This is a genomic window from Aminithiophilus ramosus (assembly GCF_018069705.1).
Lineage (GTDB): Bacteria > Synergistota > Synergistia > Synergistales > Aminithiophilaceae > Aminithiophilus > Aminithiophilus ramosus.
The window spans coordinates 2,705,457-2,724,917 of record NZ_CP072943.1; the positions used below are offsets into that span (position 1 = coordinate 2,705,457).

Consider the following 19,461-nt stretch of genomic DNA (forward strand, 5'->3'; position numbering starts at 1 on the left):
CTGCCGGAAGCTCCGTTCGATCTGAAAAGCCTCCCCGATCGCTGACGCGACTTCATGAAAGGCGCTTTTTTCAGAGATTCCTTAGTGTCCCTTGACACATTTCACAAACCTCCCTGTCAAGGGACACTAAAAATGTCATCTAAAAAGAGGGTCTGAGGGACAATGAAAGTGTCGCTTTCGAGGGGCTGAAATCGCCCCCGTCAACAGCCCGCCTTGGCTTTCCTCCGCGGCGGATGTCCTTTTAGGGAGGGGAACCCGTCCCTTGCTCGGAGCCGACCGCCGCGGCAGGAGGAGCGGGATTCTGTCGCCAGGGATGGTCTGCCGCCGGCTTCCTCTGCTTCTTCGTTTTGCATGGAGTGCCTGTTTTCGTCTCGATGACAGGCGGGGGAGTCGCAGGGGGCTCTTTGTCGACGGCTGCGAGATCGTAGAGCCCGTCATGGACAAGAGCCAGGAGTTTCCCGTCGAGCTTCTCGATGACCTTGACCGCCTGTCCCCTGGCAAGAAGCAGGGGGCGTCTGCGGGGGCCTATCAGGGAGTACAGTTTTCCGTCGAGGGAAATCGTCGAGTCTCCCGAGGCCTTCCGGTCGGTCTGGCGAGTCAGGAGGAGATCGAGAGCGGGGCCGTCCGGCGGAGGGAGAAAGGCAGATGCCCCCTCTGCGGGAGGACGAGCGAACCTCGGGTTATGGACCTCTCCCGGGTAGGCGGCGAGCAGGACGTTGGCCTCTTCGATCGTTTTCACTCCGGCCCGTCGGAAGGCGACGACGAGACGATCCTGAAGAGTTCCCCAGAGCCTTTCGATCCGCCCCTTCGCCTGGGGAGACCCTGCAGGGACATAGCGAGTTCCGAGAACCTCCAGAGCGCGGCCGAACTGGGTTACAGGCGCCGAGTCCTCCAGCTCCTCCTTGATCGTCAGTTTTTCCGACTTGGGAGAAAGGAAGATGGTGTGGCGGTCGGCGTAAAGCTCGCGAGGCACGCCGTGGCGATCAAGCATCTGACGGAGCACGCGGAAGTAGCCGAAGAGGCACTCATTCCTGGCCATCCACAGACCGAGGACCTCTCCTGTGGCATCGTCAATCACGCCGTGGAGAGTGCAACGCTCACCGATCTCGAACCAATCGAAAGGAGAGGCGTCCATCTGGACCAGATCGCCTCGTCGGGACCGTCGGACCCTGCGGGAACGCCGCTTCGGGGCCCGGTGGCGATGAACGAGGGACAGGTTCTCCGCGCGAAGGAAACGGGCGATGCTCTTGGCGCTCAGCACGAGATCATGCTCTTCGGCAAGGAGTTCGGCCATGTGCTGACAGCTCGTATCCCTGTAAAGACCCTTGGCCAGACTGACGACGAAATCCCGTGTCTCCTGAGAGATTCTGCGCCGGGACGGTTTGCCTCGTCCCTTGTGCAGGAGCCCCTGCGCTCCTTCTTCCCGGTAGCGTCGTTTGAGCCGAAAGACCTGACGGCGGCTCAGACCGAGCCGATCGGCCACCTCCTGAACCGTCAGGTTGCCCGCGACAGCCTCTTCCACCAACCCCAAGCGCCTTGCTTCTTTTGTCTTCATGAGTAGGTCTCTCCTGGTCGTCATAAGTGACATTTTCCCTGTCCTCTTCACGAGTGACAATACCATTGTCCGGCGACAATTTCACAAACCTCCCTTGACCGGCGGCGGCGACCGTGCTATAAGTATTCCAATCGTCATCGGTCTTTCGATGGCGGATCGTCCGGCAAGAGCCAACGGAGGTTTTCTCATGTCACGTCGCTGCGTCTTCTCCATGGGTTATTTTTTTACCAACGCGGGTCCCGCTCCGGGGTCGGCGTGAAGACGCGCTGAACCCAGCGAGCGAAGGGCCCTCACGAAAGTGAGGGCCCTTTTTTGTTTCCCCGTTTCCCAAAACAGTCAGGAGGAACGACACATGACAGCCGAGCAGAGAACGTCCCAACTTCGCGCCCTCATCGAACGTCTGTATGACAGGGTCCCCCTCTACAGGGAACGCATGGAGGCCCTGGGCATCGTCCCCGAAGACCTCCGTTCCCCCGAGGACCTCCGGAAATTTCCCTTCACCGTCAAGCAGGACCTCCGCGACGCCTATCCCTACGGGCTTCTGGCCTGCGACCGGTCCGATCTGGCCCGCCTCCACGCCTCGTCGGGGACGACGGGCAAGCCCACCGTCGTCGGCTACACCCGAAAAGACCTCGATCTCTGGGCGGAAGCCGTCAAGAACTGCATGGAGACGGCCGGCGTGGGGCCTCGCGACATCGTTCAGGTCACGTTCGGCTACGGTCTCTTCACGGGCGGCCTGGGCATCCACGACGGCGCCGAAGCCCTGGGGGCGACGGTCATTCCCGCCTCGGGAGGCTTCTCGGAACGGCAGCTTCTCCTCATGGAGGACCTGGGGACGACGGTCATCGCCTGCACGCCCTCTTACGCCCTCCATCTGGCCGACCTCATCGAGGCGCGGGGGCTGAAACTCAAGCTGCGGCTGGGAATCTTCGGAGCCGAGCCCTGGTCGGAGGCCCTCAGGAAGAAGATCGAGGAGCGTCTGGGCATCAGGGCCATCGACATCTACGGGCTCTCGGAGGTCATGGGACCCGGCGTCGCCATCGAATGCCCCTGCCAGGCGGGCCTCCACCTCCAGGAGGACCTCTTCCACGCCGAAATCGTCGATCCCGAGACGGGCCTGCCCCTTCCCGACGGCGAAGAGGGCGAACTGGTCCTGACGACGCTCGGCAAGGAGGGCATGCCCCTGCTCCGCTACCGGACCCGCGACGTCACCCGCATCCTGCCCGGAACCTGCGCCTGCGGTCGAGAGGGAACCCGCCTGGCCCGGATCAGGGGGCGCAGCGACGACATGCTCATCATCCGCGGCGTCAACGTCTACCCCTCCCAGATCGAGACGGCCCTGGGCCGCGTCGAGGGACTCTCCCTCCACTACCTCCTCGAGGTAAGCGACAAGGAAGGCCTCAAAGAGCTGACCGTCTGCTGCGAGCCCCTCGAAACGCTCGACAGGGAGGGCATGGCCCAACTGACCCGCAGGAGCCAGCAGGAACTTCTGGCCCTCCTGGGCGTCCGGGTCGGCTTCCGCCTCGTCGAGCCGGGAAGCCTGAGCCGCTCCGAGGGCAAAGCCGCCCGCGTCCGCAACGTGGCCTGACGGAGAGATTCCCTTTTCGAGCAAGAGCGAAGACGAGCCGAGAGGAGGCCATACCGTGCAACGGAAGGAAACGGAAAGAGGAGAAGAGGACAGAAGAGAACGCTACGCGAGCTGCTGCGAGGACTGGGGCGAGATCGCCCTGGGCTACGTCGAGGCCAGGAAGAGGGCGGAAGAGGCGAAAGAGGGGGAAAGGGCCTGAGAAAGGGGTCCGCTCCCGGCGCGCCGGAGCCATGGAAAGGGAGAGGGCCCCGACGGGGCCCTCTCCCTTTCTCGTCTCAGAGTTCCGACCGAAGCCGCTCGATCCAGCCCTTGACCCGTTCGGCCGTCGCCTCGGACTGGTTGTTGTCGTCGAGGGGAAGGCCGACGAAGGAGCCGTCGCGCACGGAAAGGCCCCGCCCCTCGTAGCCGTCGACGGGGCAGGAACCGACCACTTCGGCTCCCGCCTTGACGGCGGCATCGTAGAGAATGCCCAGGGCATCGACGAAGGTGTCGCTGAAGCCCACCTGGTCGCCCGTGCCGAAGAGAGCCACCTTCTTCCCCTTCAGGGAGAGCTTCTCGAAGGCGGGCAGAAAGGCCGCCCAGTCATCCTGAAGCTCGCCGAAACCCCACGTCGACGATCCCAGAAGAAGGGCCTCGTAGGACTCGAGGTCCTTGACGTCACACTGGGCCACGTCGACGACCGGGATCTGAAGGGCCTCCGCGATCGTCTCCGCCACCGCCTTGGTGGCTCCTGTCGTGCTGCCGTAAAGAACGATGCTCTTCTTCAATGCCGTTCCTCCTTGCTCGAAACTCTTCCGGAAGGGTGTCCCTCCGGAACCGATGAAAGCGCCCTCAGTTTGATGCTTCAAACAAAGGCTACCACAAGAGATCGGAAAGGACAAGAAGCATTCCCCCCCAATCGGCGGGCAAAGAAGGTCAGACACTCCGCCGATCCGGCCGGCGGCTCCGGCGTCGACGATCGGGCCTCGCGTCCACGTCGACGAGGGGGAGAGGGCTCCCGTCGACAGCCCCGGAGGGACGACGCCCGGGGCCTGTGTCTTCATGGACGTCGGGCGCCGCCGAAAGGGACAAGTTCCGAAGAAATCCGTCCTCCCTCCAGGAGGCCGGAGCGGCAGGACCGACGAGAGAGGAGACGGCTCCGAGGCCGCCCTTGACGCCCCTAAGGCGGAGGCGTATGATCGTCACGTAAACTCGACTTAAGTGGTTGGGTATAGGAGGCGATCTCATGAAGCTCTCGACGAAGACGCGCTACGGCCTGAGGGCCCTCCTCGATCTGGCCCGTCAGGACGGCACTCTGCCCGTCCCTCTCCGGGAGATCGCCGAAAGGCAGGGCCTCTCCGAGGCCTATCTGGAGAAGCTTCTCGGCCTCCTGCGACGGAAGGGGCTGGTCGAGACGGTCCGAGGCGTCCAGGGAGGCTACAGGCTGGCGACGACGGCCTCGAACATCACCGTCGCCCAGGTGCTCGACGTTCTCGACGGGCCCATCCGTTTTTCCGACTGTGCCTCCGGCGGTCACTGCCGGCTGAGGGAGGCCTGCCCCGCCAACAGCCTCTGGACCCGTCTTCAGGCCGGCGTCGAACAGGTTCTGCGGGAGACGACGCTGGAGGATCTCATCAACGACAGCTTCGCTTCAAGGGAGGGGTTCGAATGAAAGCCGGAATCTACATGGACTACGCCGCGACGACCTTCGCGGCACCGGAAGTGGTCGAGGCGATGATGCCCTACTTCACCGATTCCTTCGAGAATCCGTCGTCGCTCTATTCCCGTTCCGACGGGAACAAAAAGGCCCTGGCCGAGGCACGACGCCGCGTCGCCGCCGTGATCGGCGCCGCGCCCGAGGAGATCTACTTCACCGGCAGCGGGTCGGAGGCCGACAACTGGGCCCTCAAGGGCGCCGCCTTCTCGCCCCGCCGCAGGGGGAAACACGTCGTCACCACGGCCGTGGAGCACAAGGCCATCCTCGAGACGGGCCATTTCCTGGAGCGCAACGGCTTCGACGTGACCTACCTCCCCGTCGACGGGAAAGGGCTCGTCAGGCTTGACGACGTGAAGGCGGCCCTTCGGGACGACACGGTCCTTCTTTCCGTCATGTTCGCCAACAACGAGGTGGGAGCCGTCCAGCCCGTCGCCGAGCTGGGAGCCCTCTGCCGGGAGAGGGGAATCCTCTTCCACACCGACGCCGTCCAGGCCGCCACCCACCTTTCCATCGACGTCGAGGCCATGAAGATCGACCTTCTCTCCATGGCGGCCCACAAGTTCTACGGCCCCAAGGGGGTCGGAGCCCTCTACATCCGCAGGGGCGTCGTCCTGGACAATCTCGTCCACGGCGGCGGCCAGGAGAAGGGGCGCCGGGCCGGGACGGAGAACGTCCCCCTCATCGTCGGGATGGGGAAGGCGGCCGAAATGGCCATGGCCGAGATGGAGGTTGAGAGAGGACGCATCGCCTCCCTGAGGGACGATCTCATCGCCAAGCTCCGTCGGGCCATCCCCTACGCCCGCCTCAACGGCCCCGAGGGAGAAAGCCGCCTGCCGAACAACGTCAACATGAGCTTCATCGGCGTCGAGGGCGAGACGCTCCTTCTCGACCTCGATCTGGCGGGGATCTCGGCCTCGACGGGAAGCGCCTGCGCCTCGGCCTCTCTCGAACCCTCCCACGTCCTCATGGCCATGGGACTCTCCCACGAGGAGGCCCACGGCTCGGTGCGGCTCACGCTCGGGAGGCGCACCACGATCGCCGAGATCGACGCCGTCGTGACGGCCCTGACGGAGATCGTCGCCCGGAGACGGGCCATGTCCCCCCTCTGGGAGGACTTTCTGAAGACGAAGGAGGCCTGAGAGCCATGCTTTACAGCGAAATCGTCATGGACCACTTCCGCAATCCCCGCAACGTGGGAGAGATCGAGGACGCCGACGGCATCGGCGAGGTGGGCAACGCCAGGTGCGGCGACATCATGAAGATGTACATCAAAGTCGACGACGACCGCATCGTCGACGTCAAGTTCAAGACCTTCGGCTGCGCCTCGGCCATCGCCTCGTCGAGCATGGCCACGGAGATGATCCTGGGCAAAACGATCGGCGAGGCCTGGGAGCTCTCGAACCGGGCCGTGGCCCAGGCCCTGGACGGCCTGCCTCCGGTGAAGATGCACTGCTCCGTCCTGGCCGAGGAGGCCATCCACAAGGCCATCAACGACTACCGGCGCCGCAGGGGCCTCGAGGCCTGGGAGGAGAAGAGCCACGACGACCTCGTCGAGGGGCACAGCCATCAGGGCTGCGGCATGTGAAGAATCCCGTGCCTGTTGCCGGGAACATCTTCGGCGGCAGGCACGCAGGAAGACCGGGTGCGACACCCCCTTCAGCTGCCGTCTTCGTAGGACTTCCGGGACGGGCCCGGCCCTTTGCAAAAACTTTTTTCAAAACCTGGTTCCTGCGGTGATCGGAACGATTCTGAAACCATGACACAAAGGCACGTTCGTTTCGGAAGGCCGGCAAAGCCCGTTCGCTAAGCCTTGCAATCACCGAGGCATCGGGGTACCCGAAACCCATGGGGCCGCGCTGAAGCTGGCGAAAAAGCCCGACGCTGACACCTGGCGAAAGACACAGGATCTTTCCCCTGTCAGTCGGCGATAGGGTCCACAGAAAGCCACTAGATTAAGAAAAAATTCATATTCTCGTTCAATCGATCTTCTCGCTGGAATGACACCTGATATTTTGAATTCCCATCGAAGAGGTTTAGGCGACCACCGCCTAAACCTCTTCGATGTTTTATCGCCATTGCTTACGGAGCGGAATACCACAGAAGCGCCCGTCCGCCCACGAGGCGGCCGTGGAAAGCAGAGAAAGGCACCTCGGACCCACGCCGACGAGGTCATGCGAGCGGACCTCGAAGCAGCGAACCCGACAGAGTTTATCTTGACGGACCTGCGGGTTCAGCACAAAGATCAACTCTGGTCAAAAAGTCGATTTTGTGCTAAAATAAAGAAAGATCATTCTATTTAAAGGTTAAAAAATTGAAAGGGGATGTTTTTATGGTTCGAATCATTAAGATCCTGTCTGTCTTTTTGGCCCTCCTGTTGGCGGCAGGGGCCCTTCCCGTCTCGGCCGATTCTCCGGAGGAGCGGATCTCCGGCTCCGTCAAAACCCTCAGAGCGATGATCCAGCAACAGGACGTGGAGCAAATGGCTCATCTGCTCTCCAACGCCCGAGGCGTCGTCATCTTTCCCGCCGTCTATAAGGCCGGATTCGTCTTCGGCGGTCGTTACGGCGAGGGACTCCTCCTCAAGTACGATCCCAAGACGCGGCGCTGGTACGGCCCCAGCTTCATGACCATAGCCGGAGCCTCCTGGGGGCTCCAGATCGGCGTCCAATCGACGGCCCTCGTCCTGGTCATCACCAATGATCGGGGGATGGAGGGCTTCATCGGCAACAAGGTGACGCTGGGCGGCGATTTCGCCGTCGCCGCCGGACCCGTCGGACGAAGCGCGCAAGCCGCCACGGACGGCAAGTTCGAGGCTTCCATCTACAGCTACTCCATGAGCAAGGGGCTCTTCGCCGGACTCTCCCTGGAGGGAGCCGCCGTCAGCGTCGACGAGAACGCCAATCGCGCCTATTGGGGAAGCCCTATGACCTCCCGTCAGGCCATGGATAAGCGGGCCACGTCGTCGAAGATGCAGGCTCTGTTGAAGGAGCTCAACGCACTCATCCGCAAGGCCAAGTAACGCCGATCGGACGTTCAACGCCTCCGCCGAAGGCGCAAAAAGACGGAGAGAAGGGTTTTCCCTCGCCTTTCCTATCTTCACCCCCCGCAGAAGACTCAGGGGGCGGCCCGCCGGGCCGCCCCCTGAGTCTTGAAGTCCGGAAGATCGCTCACAGGCTGTAGCTTCGGAGGACCTTGCCCATGAGCCCGATGCCGTCGCGGATCCGCTCGGGCGGCATGTTGGAGAAATTGAGGCGCAGCGTGTTCTCGTGGCCGCCGTTGGGATAGAAGGCGCCGCCGGGAACGAAGGCGACCTTCTCCTTCAGGCACCGGGAGAGGAGGTCTCTGGCGTTGATCCCCTCGGGCAGTTCGACCCAGGTGAAAAGCCCCCCGTCGGGTCGGACGAAGCGCACCGACGGGGGGAACTCCCTTTCCATGGCCTCGAGCATGACAAAGCAGCGTTCGCGGTAGAGGGCGACGAGTTTCTCCACGTGTTCCTCGATGTCGTAGGCCTCCAGGTAGGCGTCGATCTCGCGTTGGCTGATCGTCGACGTGTGGAGGTCGCCGGCCTGTTTGACGAAGACGAACTTCTCCATGATCTCCGGAGAGGCGGCGATCCAGGCGATGCGCATGCCGGGGCAGAAGACTTTCGAGAAGGTGCCCTGGAGGATGACCTGCCCCCGGGTGTCCATGGATTTGAGGGCCGGAAAGATCGGCCCCTGGAAGCGCAGCTCCCCGTAGGGGTTGTCCTCGACGACGACGACGTCGAACTGCCGGACGACATCCATGAAGGCCTCGCGGCGCTCGACGGACCAGGTGCGCCCCGTGGGGTTCTGGAAGTCGGGGATGACGTAGATGATCCTGGCCCGAGGTTCCGACCGAAGGACCCGCTCCAGGTCCCGGGGATCCATGCCGTCGTCGTCGGTGGCCACCTCGACGAAGCGGGGCGAATAGCCCAGGAAGGCCGAGATGGCCCCCAGGTAGGTGGGGCTCTCGCAGATGACGGCGTCGCCGTCGTCGAGGAAGACCTTGCCGGCATAGTCCAAGGCCTGCTGGGAACCGGACATGACGAGGATGTCCCCGCCTTCGAGAGCCGTCCCGAACTTGGCGTTCGTCCTGGCGGCGATCTTCTCCCTCAGGGGGAGATAGCCCTCGGTGGTGGAGTACTGGAGCGCCTCCCGACCGCACCGTTCGAGCACCTCCGCCGTCACCGTCTTGAGCTCCTCGATGGGGAAGAGCTCCGGCGCCGGCAGCCCTCCGGCGAAGGAGATGATCTCGGGATCGGCCGTCACCTTGAGGATCTCCCGGATGTCCGATGCCCTGAAATGGCCCATCCTGTCGGCGAACTTGATTTTCACTCTATCCAGCCTCCCTCGGAACGTTTGGCGGCCATTATACCCCCTTTGCATACGGACCAGGTAGGACCTTTCTCCCCCTCCTTCCAGCGCCTCAGATAAGCGGCTAAGATAAAAACAAAGGATTGTTCCCGCCAGGCCGTCGCGGCCCGCCCTTCGGGGGGATCTCGCGGCCGCCGGGAGACCGAAGCTCGACACTCGAAAGGGAGGCGGTACTGTGAAGCGCGTCAGCATCCTGAACCACGTCATCGGCCCCATCATGCGGGGCCCCTCCAGCTCCCACACGGCCGGCCCCCACCGCATCGGCCGCATCGCCCGCGATCTTCTGGGCGAAAAACCCCTTCGGGCCGATTTCTTCTTCCACCCCTCGAGCTCCCTGGCCGTCTGCTACCACGATCAGGGAAGCGACCTGGCCTTCGTCACGGGGCTGCTGGAGCGGGAACTGACCGACGGGGCCTTTCACGTCATGTTCGACGAGGCCCGGGCCGAAGGTCTGGAACTCTCCTTTTCGCTGGAGCCCTTCGACGAGGCCGACCACCCCAACAGCGCCCTCATCCGCCTCGGCGGAACGGGAGGGGCCTCGGTGACGCTCCACGCGCGCTCCGTCGGCGGCGGCTCCATCGAGATCGCCTCCGTCGACGGCTTCCCCCTATGCCTCGTCGGAGACAGCCACGAGCTCCTCGTCGAGGTCGAGAAGGGCTTCGAGGCCGCCGCTCTGGAGAGACTCACCGCCTGGGACGCCAAGGCCGAGAGGATCGAGGGGGCGACGTCGACGCTCCTTCACGGCTCCTCCTGTCGCGAACCGGGGGAATCCCTGCTGGAGAGCCTCCGAAAAGACCCGGGGCTGCGCAACCTCCGCCGCGCCCGTCCCGTCATGCATCCCCTCTGCGGAGACCCTCTCTTCGCCGACACGGCCGAACTTCTCGCCCTGGCCGACGGAGAGGGATGGAGCCTGGCCGAGGCGGCCCTGGCCTACGAGGGACGCCTTCTTGGCCTCTCGCGTGAGGAGCTCATGCAGGCGATGGACCGACGCCTTGCGGTCATGATCGAATCGGTCCGCCAGGGGCTGGAGGAGAGGCCCGCCATGAGGCTTCTCGAGCCCACGGCCGCCAAGCTCTTCGCCGCCGAAAGGGGGGGAAAGACCTTCCTGGGAGGCCCCCATGTCCGGGCCGCCGCACGGGCCCTGGCGGCCATGCACGCCAACGGCGGCAGCGCCGTCGTCTGCGCCGCCCCGACGGGAGGCTCGGCAGGCGTCATCCCCGCCGTGGCGACGACCCTCATGGAGGATCTCGGCCTATCGCGGGAGGCGACGGTGAAGGCCCTCTGGGCTGCGGGAGCCGTCGGCCTGGCCCTCGACCGGAGGAGCACCTTCGCCGCCGAAGTCTGCGGCTGCCAGGTCGAAATCGGCGCGGCCGGCGCCATGGGCGCCGCCGCCGTCGTCGAAGCCGCCGGCGGAAGCGCCTCTCAGGCCTGCGACGCCGCCGCCACCGTCTTCCAGAACGTCATGGGCTCCGTCTGCGATCTCGTCCAGGGCATCGTCGAGATTCCCTGCCACAGCCGCAACGCCGCCCTGGCCTCACAGGCCTTCCTCTGCGCCGACATGATTCTCGGCGGCTACGAGAATCCCGTCCCCCTCGACGAGACGATCGACGCCGTCGATTCGACGGGACGGATGCTCCCCGAGGAACTGCGCTGCACCGCCCGCGGGGGGCTGGCCCTCTGCCCCTCTGCCAGAGCCATGAGACGCCGCCCTTAAGAGCCGAGAGAATCCGCTTCGCGAATGAGTCCCGAAGAGCCGCGTCAAGCGGGCAAGGTCGAGGAAAGAGAGGCTGAAAAGAGATGAACGTGACGAAGAGACAGATGATCGCCGCGGCGGTCCTCGCCGCCGCCCTGGGGTTTTTCCTCACCCTCGGGGGGCGCGAGACGCCTCAGGAGACGACGAAGGCCGCCCGCCCCGTCAAGACCGTCGTCGTCGGCGTCGGCGAAGGAGGTACCCTGAGGACCTTCCCGGCCCGGGTCCAGGCCAACCAGCGCGTCGATCTGGCCTTCCGCGTCTCCGGTCCTCTCGTCGAACTGCCCGCCTCGAAGGGCAAGCCCGTCGCGGAAGGCGAGCTGCTGGCCCGCATCGATCCCCGCGACTTCGACATACGCCTGGCCAACACCCGAAGCGCCCTCGACAACGCCAAGGCTCAGCTTTCGGCCATGAGGGCCGGCGCCCGCAAGGAGGACATCGCCGTCCTCCAGGCCCAGCTCTCGTCGGCCAAGGCCCGGCTTGCCGAGGCCCAGTCCCAGTTCAGCCGCTACGAGGCCCTCTACCGCGACGGAGCCGTATCGGCCGCCGAGTACGACCGGGTCAAGTCGAACTACGAGGTCGCCAAGGCCCAGGTGGACCAGGCCGCCCAGGATCTGCGCAAGGGGCAGTCCGGCTCCCGCCCCGAGGACATCCAGGCCATGGAATCGACGATCCGAGGCCTCCAGTCCCAGGTCGACGCCTCCCAGGCGGCCCTGAAGGACACCGAGCTTCGGGCTCCCTTCTCGGGCGTCGTGGCCGATCGCTACGTCGACAACTTCCAGATGGTCCGGGCCGACTCGCCCGTCGTGACCCTCCAGGATCTGGACGCCATCGAGCTCGTCATCGCCCTTCCCGAGAGGGACCTGGCCCGGGCACGGGCCATCGGCAAGCCCCGCATCCGGGCCCGCTTCGACGCCCTCGAGGGACGGACCTACGCCGTGGCCCTCAAGGAAGTCTCCACTCAGACCGACCCCCAGACCCAGGCCTACAGCGTCTCCTTCGTCATGGCCAAGCCGAAGGAGCTCCTCCTCCTGCCGGGGATGACGGCCGAGATCCTCATCGATCTCGAAGGCGGAGGCAGCGACGCCACGCTCTTCGCCATCCCCCCTTCGGCTCTGATGGCCGACGGCGGCGAGAGCCAGTCGGTCTGGAAAGTCGACGAGGCGGCTCTCACCGTCCATCGCACCGCCGTCACGGCCGAGGGCTACAAGGGCGAGAGCGTCCTCGTCCGGGGGCTCTCGGCGGGCGACCGCATCGTCACGGCCGGAGTGAACCTCCTCTCCGAGGGCGACGTCATCACCCTCTTCGACGAATCGAACTGAGGCGGCGGACATGAACATCGCCTCCTTCGCCATCAGAAAAAAGACGGTCACCCTCTTCCTGACGGTCCTCATGGTCGTCGGCGGCATTCTGGCCTACGGCCGCCTGGGCAAGCTCGAGGACCCCGAATTCACCATCAAGACGGCCGTCGTCGTCACCACCTATCCCGGCGCCACCCCTCGCGAGGTGGAGGAAGAGGTCACCGACGCCGTCGAGACGGCCGTCCAGCAGCTGGGCCAGGTCAAGCGGGTCCGCTCCATCTCTCAGGAGGGCATGTCGACGGTCTACGTCGACATCAAGGACACCTACACGGCCCAGGACCTCCCCCAGATCTGGGACGAGCTGCGTCGCAAAGTCAACGACGGGCAGAGGAACCTCCCGCCCGGAGCGGGCCCCTCTCTGGTCAACGACGACTACGGAGCCGTCTACGGCGTCTACTTCGCCCTCACCGGCGAGGGGTACTCCCTGGAGGAGCTCCGCCGGACGGCCGACTTCCTGCGCAAGGAGCTCCTCCTCGTCGACGGCGTCGCCCGCGTCGAGATCGGAGGCATCCAGAAAGAGGGCGTCTTCGTCGAGATCGCACGGGCCACCCTGGCCCAGCTCGGCATCCCCCTGAACCAGATCGTCCAGAGCCTTCAGGCCCAGAACCTCGTCGTCTCGACGGGCAAAGTCGACGTCGGGGCCGAGCGCCTCCGCATCGATCCCACGGGGGCCTTCACCTCCGTCGAGCAGATCGGCGGCCTCCTCCTCCGGGGCTCCACGGGAAACCTCATCCGCCTCGACGACATCGCCGTCATCAGCCGCGAACCCGTCACGCCCTCCCAGTCCCTCATGCGCTTCGACGGCAGACCCGCCATCGGCCTGGGCGTGGCCAACGTGGCCGGAGGCAACGTCATCACCATGGGAGAGGCCGTCAAGAAACGCCTGGCCGAACTGGAGGGGCAGATCCCCCTGGGCATGGACCTGGGCCTCATCTACTACCAGTCCGACACGGTCCAGGCGTCGATCGACAACTTCGTCGTCAACCTCATCGAGGCCGTCGTCATCGTCATCGCCCTCCTCCTCGTCTTCATGGGCCTCCGGACGGGCCTCCTCATCGGCGTCATCCTCCTGCTGACGATCCTGGCCACCTTCGTCGCCATGAAGACCATGGCCATCGACCTCCAGAGCATCTCTCTGGGAGCCCTCATCATCGCCCTGGGCATGCTCGTCGACAACGCCATCGTCGTCGCCGACGGCATGCTCGTCCGCATCGAGACGGGTCAGGACGGGGAACAGGCCGCGGCGGCCGTCGTGAGCCAGACCCAGCTGCCCCTCCTGGGCGCCACCTTCATCGCCATCCTGGCCTTCGCTCCCATCGGACTCTCGCCGGATTCGACGGGCGAGTTCTGCCGGAGCCTCTTCCTCGTCGTCGCCATCTCTCTCTCTTTGAGCTGGATTCTGGCCGTCACCGTCACCCCCCTTCTGGGCGTCATGACCCTCCGGTCCTCGCCGGCCATGGAGGGCAAGGATCCCTACGGCGGCAGGCTCTACGACCTCTACCGCTCCGTCCTCCTTTTCTGCCTGAGGAGACGGGCCGCCACCGTCGCCGTGACCATGGGACTTCTGGCGCTGGCCTTTTTCGGCTTCGGCCGCGTCCCTCAGACCTTCTTCCCCGACTCGTCCAGCCCCCAGTTCTCCATGGACTTCTGGTGGCCCCAGGGGACGCGCATCGAGGAGACGTCCGATCAGATCCGGCGCGTCGAGACCTTTCTCCTCGAACAGCCCGAGACGGAGTCGGTGACGACCTTCGTCGGCCAGGGAGCGCTCCGCTTCATCCTCAACTACACGCCGGGCGACCCGGGCAGCAACTACGCCCAGATCATCGTCAAGACCCGCGACGCCGCCTTCACCCGTCCCCTCATGGAGAAGGTCCGCACGGCCGCCCAAAGGGACCTGCCCGACGTGGAGCCGCGCATCAAGGCCTTCGCCAAGGGAACGTCGAGCGGAGCCAAGGTCCAGGTCCGCCTCGTCGGATCCGACAACGACGTCCTCCGCCGACTGGGCGAGGAGGCCCGGGGCCTCATGATCGCCGACGGCAGGACCGTCAACATCCGCAACGACTGGGAAAACCGCGTCAAGGTCATCCGCCCCGTCATCGACGAGGCCCGGGCCCGCCAGGCGGGCCTGAGCCGGCCCGACATCGCCGGAGCCCTCGAACTGGCCTTCGGCGGCACCCGGTCGGGACTCTACCGCGAGGGCGACCGCCTGATCCCCATCATCGCCCGCTTTCCCGCCGCCGAGCGGGACAACGTCGAGACCCTGCCCGACACGCCCGTCTGGAGCCCCCTCGTGGGACGCTACATCGCCCTCAGCCAGGTCACGGAGCGACTGGCCACCGTCGCCGAAGATCCCGTCATCCGCCGCAGGGACCGGATGAAGACCCTCACCGTCGAGTGCGACGCCGGGGACGGCGACGCCAACGCCCTCCTCGAGCGCCTCCGCCCCCGCGTCGAGGGGCTCTCCCTTCCCCAGGGCTACCGCATGGAGTGGGGCGGCGAATACGAGAGCTCCCGAGACGCCCAGAAGGGGCTCATGGGGATGATCCCCCTGGGCTTTCTGGCCATCGTCGTCATCCTCGTCGTCCTCTTCAACGGCCTCAGGGAGACGGGGCTCATCCTCCTCTGCCTTCCCCTCTCCCTCATCGGCATGACGGCGGGACTCCTCCTCATGGGCCAGCCCTTCAGCTTCATGGCCCTCCTGGGCTTCCTCAGTCTGGCCGGCATGCTCATCAAGAACGCCATCGTCCTCCTGGACCAGTTCAATCTCGAGATCGGCCAGGGCAAGCCGCCCTTCCAGGCCATCGTCGACTCCTCCGTGAGCCGGACCCGGCCCGTCCTCATGGCGGCCCTGACGACGGTCCTGGGCATGATTCCTCTCTACTTCGACGCCCTCTTCGCCTCCATGGCCGTGACGATCATGTTCGGCCTCTCCTTCGCCACGGTCCTGACGCTCCTCGTCGTCCCCGTCCTCTACGTCCTCTTCTTCCGCATCAAGGAGGAGAATGCCTGAACGAAAGACCTCTTTCCCTGTGCCCGGTCGGCCCCGTCTCGTCCGCAAGTGATATATTAGATCGCCTCGGAGCGGATCGAAAAGAAGAGATTCTTCTCGAAAAACCTTCGGCCAGAGGAAGGCGAAAGAGCCACAACCCCCTCGACGAGGCCGAAAAGGAGCCGGTCGGGCGGGCGGGACGCCTCGGTCCGACGGAGAAAGGGCGATTGTGAGAGCTCCCGACGGGACCGGGATCGGCCGGAGGCGTCTTTTTGTCCGATAGGACGATAACCCCTTGACCTTTTTCCCCCCTTGCCCTATATTGTAGATACATCACATACTAAACAGAACTTGGAGAGCTTTCTTTCTCTTCTTCTCGGTCCTGCGGCGCTCCAGGCGGGACCGGCTCTCCGAAGCCCCGCGGCAACGGTCTTTTTTTATCGCCAAGATTGGGGGATGACGGACATGAACGAACGCGTCAGAAGGTTGAGAAGAAAGAGTTTCGAGGCCCAGCCCCGCATCTCCGTCGAGAGGGCTCTTATCGAGACGGAGTTCTACCGCGAGAATTACGGCAAATACCCTCTCCCCGTGCTGAGAGGCCTCAATTTCAAGAACCTCTGCGAGAAGCAGACCCTCTACATCGGAGAGGACGAGCTCATCGTCGCCGAGCGGGGACCGGCTCCCAAGACGGTCTCGACCTTTCCCGAGCTGACCTGTCATTCCGCCGAAGACCTTCAGATCCTCAACTCGCGCGAGATGGCCCGCTACCTCGTCGACGAAGCCGACATCAAAGCCTACGAGGAGAAGGTCATCCCCTACTGGCGGGGCCGGAGCATGCGGGACCGGGCCTTCGCCCACATCCCCCAGGAGTGGAAGGACCTCTACGAGGCCGGCGTCTTCACCGAGTTCATGGAGCAGCGCGCTCCGGGCCACACCACCCTGGACGGCAAGATCTACCAGAAGGGCATGCTCGACTTCAAGGCCGACATCGAGAAGTCCCGAGCCGCCCTGGACTGGCACAACGACCCCGAGGCCACGGCCAAGGACGAGGAGCTTCAGGGCATGGCCCACTCCTGCGACGCCATCATGATCTTCGCCCGCCGCCATGCCGAGCTGGCCGAGAAGATGGCCGCCGAGGAGAGCGACCCCGTCCGCAGGGCCGAGCTGGAGCGGATCGCCGCCAACTGCCGCTGGGTTCCCGCCCATGCCCCCCGCGACTTCTGGGAGGCCATCCAGATGTACTGGTTCGTCCACCTCGGAACGATCATGGAGCTCAACGGCTGGGACGCCATGAACCCGGGCCATTTCGACCAGCACCTGACCCCCTTCTACGAGAGGGGCATCGCCGACGGCACTCTGGACCGGGAGAAGGCCAAGGAGCTCCTCTCCTGCTTCTGGATCAAGGTCAACAACCAGACGGCCCCTCCCAAGGTGGGCGTCACGGCCAAGGAGAGCGGGACCTACAACGACTTCACCAACATCAACCTGGCCGGGCTGAAGCGAGACGGCTCCGACGGCAGCAGCGAGGTGACCTACCTCATCCTCGAGGTGGGCGACGAGCTTCATCTCCTTCAGCCCCAGTTCAACGTCCAGGTGAGCCGCAAGACGCCCGACCGGGTCCTCAAGGCCGCGGCCAAGGTGATCCGCAAGGGTTACGGCTACCCCTCGATCTTCAACGCCGACGAGGTCGTCATGGAGCAGGTCCTCAAGGGCAAGACCGTCGAGGACGCCCGCGAGGGCGGCACAAGCGGCTGCATCGAGACGGGCTGCTTCGGCAAGGAGGCCTACATCCTCACGGGCTACCTCAACGTTCCCAAGATCTTCGAGCTGACCCTCAACGACGGCGTCGATCCTCTGACGGGCAAGCGGATCGCCCCCGCCACGGGCGACGCGACGGCCTTCAAGAGCTTCGAGGAGCTCTACGAGGCCTTCGAAAAACAGCTCAAGTACGCCGTCGACTGGAAACTGCGCGTCAACAACTTCCTCGAGCAGATGTACGCCACCTATGCCCCGGCCACCTTCCTCTCCGTCGTCATGAGCGACTGCATCGAGAAGGGTCGGGACTACTACAACGGCGGCCCCCGGTACAACACCAACTACATCCAGTGCTGCGGCATCGGCACCGTCACCGACAGTCTCTCCGTCATCAAGAAACACATCTTCGAGGAGCAGAGCCTCACCATGGAGAAGCTCCTCGAGGTCCTGGCCAAGGACTTCGAGGGCGAAGAGGCCCTTCGCCAGAAGTTCATGAACAAGACGCCCTTCTTCGGCAATGACGACGACTACGCCGACTCCCTGGCCAAGCGGGTCTGGAACAGCCTGACGGGCGAGATCAACGGCAGGCCCAACACGAAGGGCTCCCGCTACTACATGGACGGCCTCTCGACGACGTGCCACGTCTACTTCGGCAAGATGCTGGGGGCCACGCCCAACGGCCGCCTCGCCCATCTGCCCGAATCGGACGGGACGTCGCCCTCGCACGGCGCCGACCGCAAGGGCCCCACGGCCGTCGTCAAGTCCCTGGGCAAGCTGGACCAGGTCAACTCGGGCGGAACCCTTCTCAATCAGCGCTTCCTGCCCCAGGTCCTGGCCGACGACACGGGCCTCGACAACCTCGTCCACCTCGTCCGGACCTACTTCAGCCTCGACGGCCATCACATCCAGTTCAACATCGTCGACACGGCCACCCTCGAGAGGGCCCAGGCCGATCCCGACAGCTACAGGGATCTGCTGGTCCGCGTCGCCGGCTACAGCGACTACTTCGTCGACCTCGACATCTTCCACCAGAACGAGATCATCAGCCGCACCGCCCAGGAGAGCTTCTAGCTCCCGCGGTCGCGACGAAGACAAGGGGGGGGGAGGGCCCGCACTCCGGGCCCTCCCCCCCTTGTCGCGGCTGTGACCTTACTTGCCGGGAGCCATGTTGACGCGGAACTCGTCCATGAGCTCCTTGGTCATGTTCTTCTCGAGGGCCTGCCAGGTGGTGGCGCAGGCCTCGGCGAGAGGCGTCAGCTCCTCCTGGGTGTAGGTGTGGACCTCGATGCCGTAGTCGCGCATCATCTGCATGTACTTGGCGTCGACCTCTTCGGCCATCTCGATGCTCTTGGCGGCGCCGCGGCTGACGGCGTCCTGGAGGATCTTCTGGTCCTCGGGCTTCATGGAGGCCCAGGTCTTGCCGCTGATCATGATGTTGAGGCACTCCAGGGAGTAGTTGGTCATGTACCAGTGCTTGAGCACGTCGCGGAGGGCCGTATAGGCGGCGGCGACGGGGTAGCCGTTGACGCCCTCGCAGACGCCGGTCTGCATGGCCTGGTAGACGTCGGCGTAGGGGATCGTCACGGTCCGGTAGCCCATGGCCTCGGCGGCCAGCTTGTAGACATCCATGTTGGGGACGCGGACGAGGACCTCCTTGGCGACGGCGGGATTGAGGGGATCGACGGCGGGCTTCGTCGTTCCCGTGCCGATCATCCCCTCGATGAAGAAGCCGAGGAGGTTGACGCCGAGACGGCTGATCAGCTCGTCCATCTTGCCGAAGAGCCAGCCGTCGGGGGCGAAGACGCGCTTGGCGTCATCGTAGCCGCGGACGAAGCCGTTGACGTAGACCAGCTCGAGACGGGGGTCGAACTGGCTGGGAACGGAGATGCACCCCATCTCGATCGTTCCCCTGATGAGCTCCTCGAAGACCAGCGTGTAGTCGCCGAGCTGGTTGGCCGGATAGACCTTGAGTTCGATGCGGCCGTTCGACTTCTCGGCCACCTCGGCGGCGATCTGGTTCATGACGGCCGTGGCGGGATGGTCGGCCGGATTCTGACCGGCGAACTTGAAGCTGTATTCGGGAGCGGCGAAAGCGGAACTGACCATGAAGACGACGAGAGCGAGAAGAAGCGGCACCACCTGAAAGGCTTTCCTCAACACCATTCCCCTCCTTGTCAAAACCCCAAGAACCCCCTGGGCCTCCCTGACGGAACGCCCCACCCCATACTCCTTTTTCTTCATTGTGTCCATGACAGGCCTGTCTATTGTATGGTACCACAACAAGTATATTCTGGACAGAGTCTTTTTTGGATTAAAAATTAAGGAACATGACGTTCCCGATGGGGTGGAGAATTATGAAAGGCTTCTCTTTCG

14 protein-coding genes are annotated in these 19,461 nt (G+C 64.5%); 10 read left to right on the forward strand and 4 right to left on the reverse strand.

Features of this window, described 5'->3' with window-relative positions; all coding sequences use genetic code 11:
• Window positions 1-241 precede the first annotated feature (241 nt).
• Window positions 242-1,621, reverse strand: a complete 1,380-nt coding sequence (locus KAR29_RS12315; RefSeq protein ID WP_311135592.1) for an ISNCY family transposase — start codon at window positions 1,619-1,621, stop codon at window positions 242-244.
• Window positions 1,622-1,907: 286 nt separating this feature from the next.
• Between KAR29_RS12315 and KAR29_RS12320 the strand changes: the two genes are divergently transcribed.
• Together KAR29_RS12320 and KAR29_RS12325 are read left to right on the forward strand one after the other, a co-directional pair.
• Complete coding sequence (locus tag KAR29_RS12320) at window positions 1,908-3,143, forward strand: phenylacetate--CoA ligase family protein (protein WP_274373284.1); 1,236 nt, start codon at window positions 1,908-1,910, stop codon at window positions 3,141-3,143.
• A gap of 55 nt (window positions 3,144-3,198) precedes the next feature.
• Entirely contained in the window at window positions 3,199-3,342 is a 144-nt protein-coding gene (locus KAR29_RS12325; RefSeq protein ID WP_274373285.1) for a hypothetical protein, read from the forward strand.
• A gap of 76 nt (window positions 3,343-3,418) precedes the next feature.
• Here KAR29_RS12325 and KAR29_RS12330 read toward each other — a convergent pair whose 3' ends face one another.
• Entirely contained in the window at window positions 3,419-3,910 is a 492-nt protein-coding gene (locus tag KAR29_RS12330; protein WP_274373286.1) for a flavodoxin, read from the reverse strand.
• Between the two features lie 458 nt (window positions 3,911-4,368).
• On the opposite strand from KAR29_RS12330, the gene KAR29_RS12335 reads away from it, so the two are divergent.
• The 4 genes from KAR29_RS12335 to KAR29_RS12350 all read left to right on the forward strand — a co-directional run bounded on the left by KAR29_RS12335 (window position 4,369) and on the right by KAR29_RS12350 (window position 7,858).
• Window positions 4,369-4,794, forward strand: coding sequence for an RrF2 family transcriptional regulator (locus tag KAR29_RS12335; protein ID WP_274373287.1), 426 nt, complete (start codon window positions 4,369-4,371; stop codon window positions 4,792-4,794).
• Window positions 4,791-5,978: a cysteine desulfurase NifS gene (gene nifS, locus KAR29_RS12340; protein WP_274373288.1), complete on the forward strand. Its 1,188-nt coding sequence runs from the start codon at window positions 4,791-4,793 to the stop codon at window positions 5,976-5,978. Before KAR29_RS12335 ends, nifS begins: the two co-directional genes overlap by 4 nt.
• Window positions 5,979-5,983: 5 nt before the next feature.
• A complete protein-coding gene (gene nifU / locus KAR29_RS12345; RefSeq protein ID WP_274373289.1) occupies window positions 5,984-6,424 on the forward strand; it encodes a Fe-S cluster assembly scaffold protein NifU in 441 nt (146 codons plus the stop codon).
• Between the two features lie 744 nt (window positions 6,425-7,168).
• Window positions 7,169-7,858, forward strand: coding sequence for a lipid-binding SYLF domain-containing protein (locus KAR29_RS12350; RefSeq protein WP_274373290.1), 690 nt, complete (start codon window positions 7,169-7,171; stop codon window positions 7,856-7,858).
• 148 nt (window positions 7,859-8,006) lie between these two features.
• Here the strand turns inward: KAR29_RS12350 and KAR29_RS12355 are convergent, their stop codons facing one another.
• Window positions 8,007-9,194 carry an aminotransferase-like domain-containing protein gene (locus KAR29_RS12355; protein ID WP_274373291.1) on the reverse strand — a complete coding sequence of 396 codons (1,188 nt, stop codon included), beginning with the start codon at window positions 9,192-9,194 and terminating at the stop codon, window positions 8,007-8,009.
• Between the two features lie 214 nt (window positions 9,195-9,408).
• Between KAR29_RS12355 and KAR29_RS12360 the strand changes: the two genes are divergently transcribed.
• From KAR29_RS12360 to hypD, 4 genes are all read left to right on the forward strand, one after another.
• A complete protein-coding gene (locus KAR29_RS12360) occupies window positions 9,409-10,947 on the forward strand; it encodes an L-serine ammonia-lyase, iron-sulfur-dependent, subunit alpha (RefSeq protein ID WP_274373292.1) in 1,539 nt (512 codons plus the stop codon).
• A gap of 83 nt (window positions 10,948-11,030) precedes the next feature.
• On the forward strand, window positions 11,031-12,305 hold the full coding sequence (locus KAR29_RS12365) for an efflux RND transporter periplasmic adaptor subunit (protein WP_274373293.1): 1,275 nt from the start codon (window positions 11,031-11,033) through the stop codon (window positions 12,303-12,305).
• Window positions 12,306-12,315: 10 nt separating this feature from the next.
• Window positions 12,316-15,354, forward strand: coding sequence for an efflux RND transporter permease subunit (locus tag KAR29_RS12370; RefSeq protein WP_274373294.1), 3,039 nt, complete (start codon window positions 12,316-12,318; stop codon window positions 15,352-15,354).
• Window positions 15,355-15,789: 435 nt separating this feature from the next.
• Window positions 15,790-18,159, forward strand: a complete 2,370-nt coding sequence (hypD, locus tag KAR29_RS12375) for a trans-4-hydroxy-L-proline dehydratase (protein ID WP_274373295.1) — start codon at window positions 15,790-15,792, stop codon at window positions 18,157-18,159.
• 78 nt (window positions 18,160-18,237) lie between these two features.
• Here hypD and dctP read toward each other — a convergent pair whose 3' ends face one another.
• Window positions 18,238-19,251, reverse strand: coding sequence for a TRAP transporter substrate-binding protein DctP (dctP, locus tag KAR29_RS12380; protein WP_274373296.1), 1,014 nt, complete (start codon window positions 19,249-19,251; stop codon window positions 18,238-18,240).
• Window positions 19,252-19,461 lie beyond the last annotated feature (210 nt).

Excerpts from the sequence above, each read along its gene's own strand:
- KAR29_RS12315 (WP_311135592.1), bottom strand. The coding sequence starts at position 1,621 with ATGGTATTGTCACTCGTGAAGAGGACAGGGAAAATGTCACTTATGACG.
- KAR29_RS12320 (WP_274373284.1), top strand. The coding sequence starts at position 1,908 with ATGACAGCCGAGCAGAGAACGTCCCAACTTCGCGCCCTCATCGAACGT.
- KAR29_RS12335 (WP_274373287.1), top strand. The coding sequence starts at position 4,369 with ATGAAGCTCTCGACGAAGACGCGCTACGGCCTGAGGGCCCTCCTCGAT.
- nifS (WP_274373288.1), top strand. The coding sequence starts at position 4,791 with ATGAAAGCCGGAATCTACATGGACTACGCCGCGACGACCTTCGCGGCA.
- nifU (WP_274373289.1), top strand. The coding sequence starts at position 5,984 with ATGCTTTACAGCGAAATCGTCATGGACCACTTCCGCAATCCCCGCAAC.
- KAR29_RS12350 (WP_274373290.1), top strand. The coding sequence starts at position 7,169 with ATGGTTCGAATCATTAAGATCCTGTCTGTCTTTTTGGCCCTCCTGTTG.
- KAR29_RS12365 (WP_274373293.1), top strand. The coding sequence starts at position 11,031 with ATGAACGTGACGAAGAGACAGATGATCGCCGCGGCGGTCCTCGCCGCC.
- KAR29_RS12370 (WP_274373294.1), top strand. The coding sequence starts at position 12,316 with ATGAACATCGCCTCCTTCGCCATCAGAAAAAAGACGGTCACCCTCTTC.
- hypD (WP_274373295.1), top strand. The coding sequence starts at position 15,790 with ATGACGGACATGAACGAACGCGTCAGAAGGTTGAGAAGAAAGAGTTTC.
- dctP (WP_274373296.1), bottom strand. The coding sequence starts at position 19,251 with ATGGTGTTGAGGAAAGCCTTTCAGGTGGTGCCGCTTCTTCTCGCTCTC.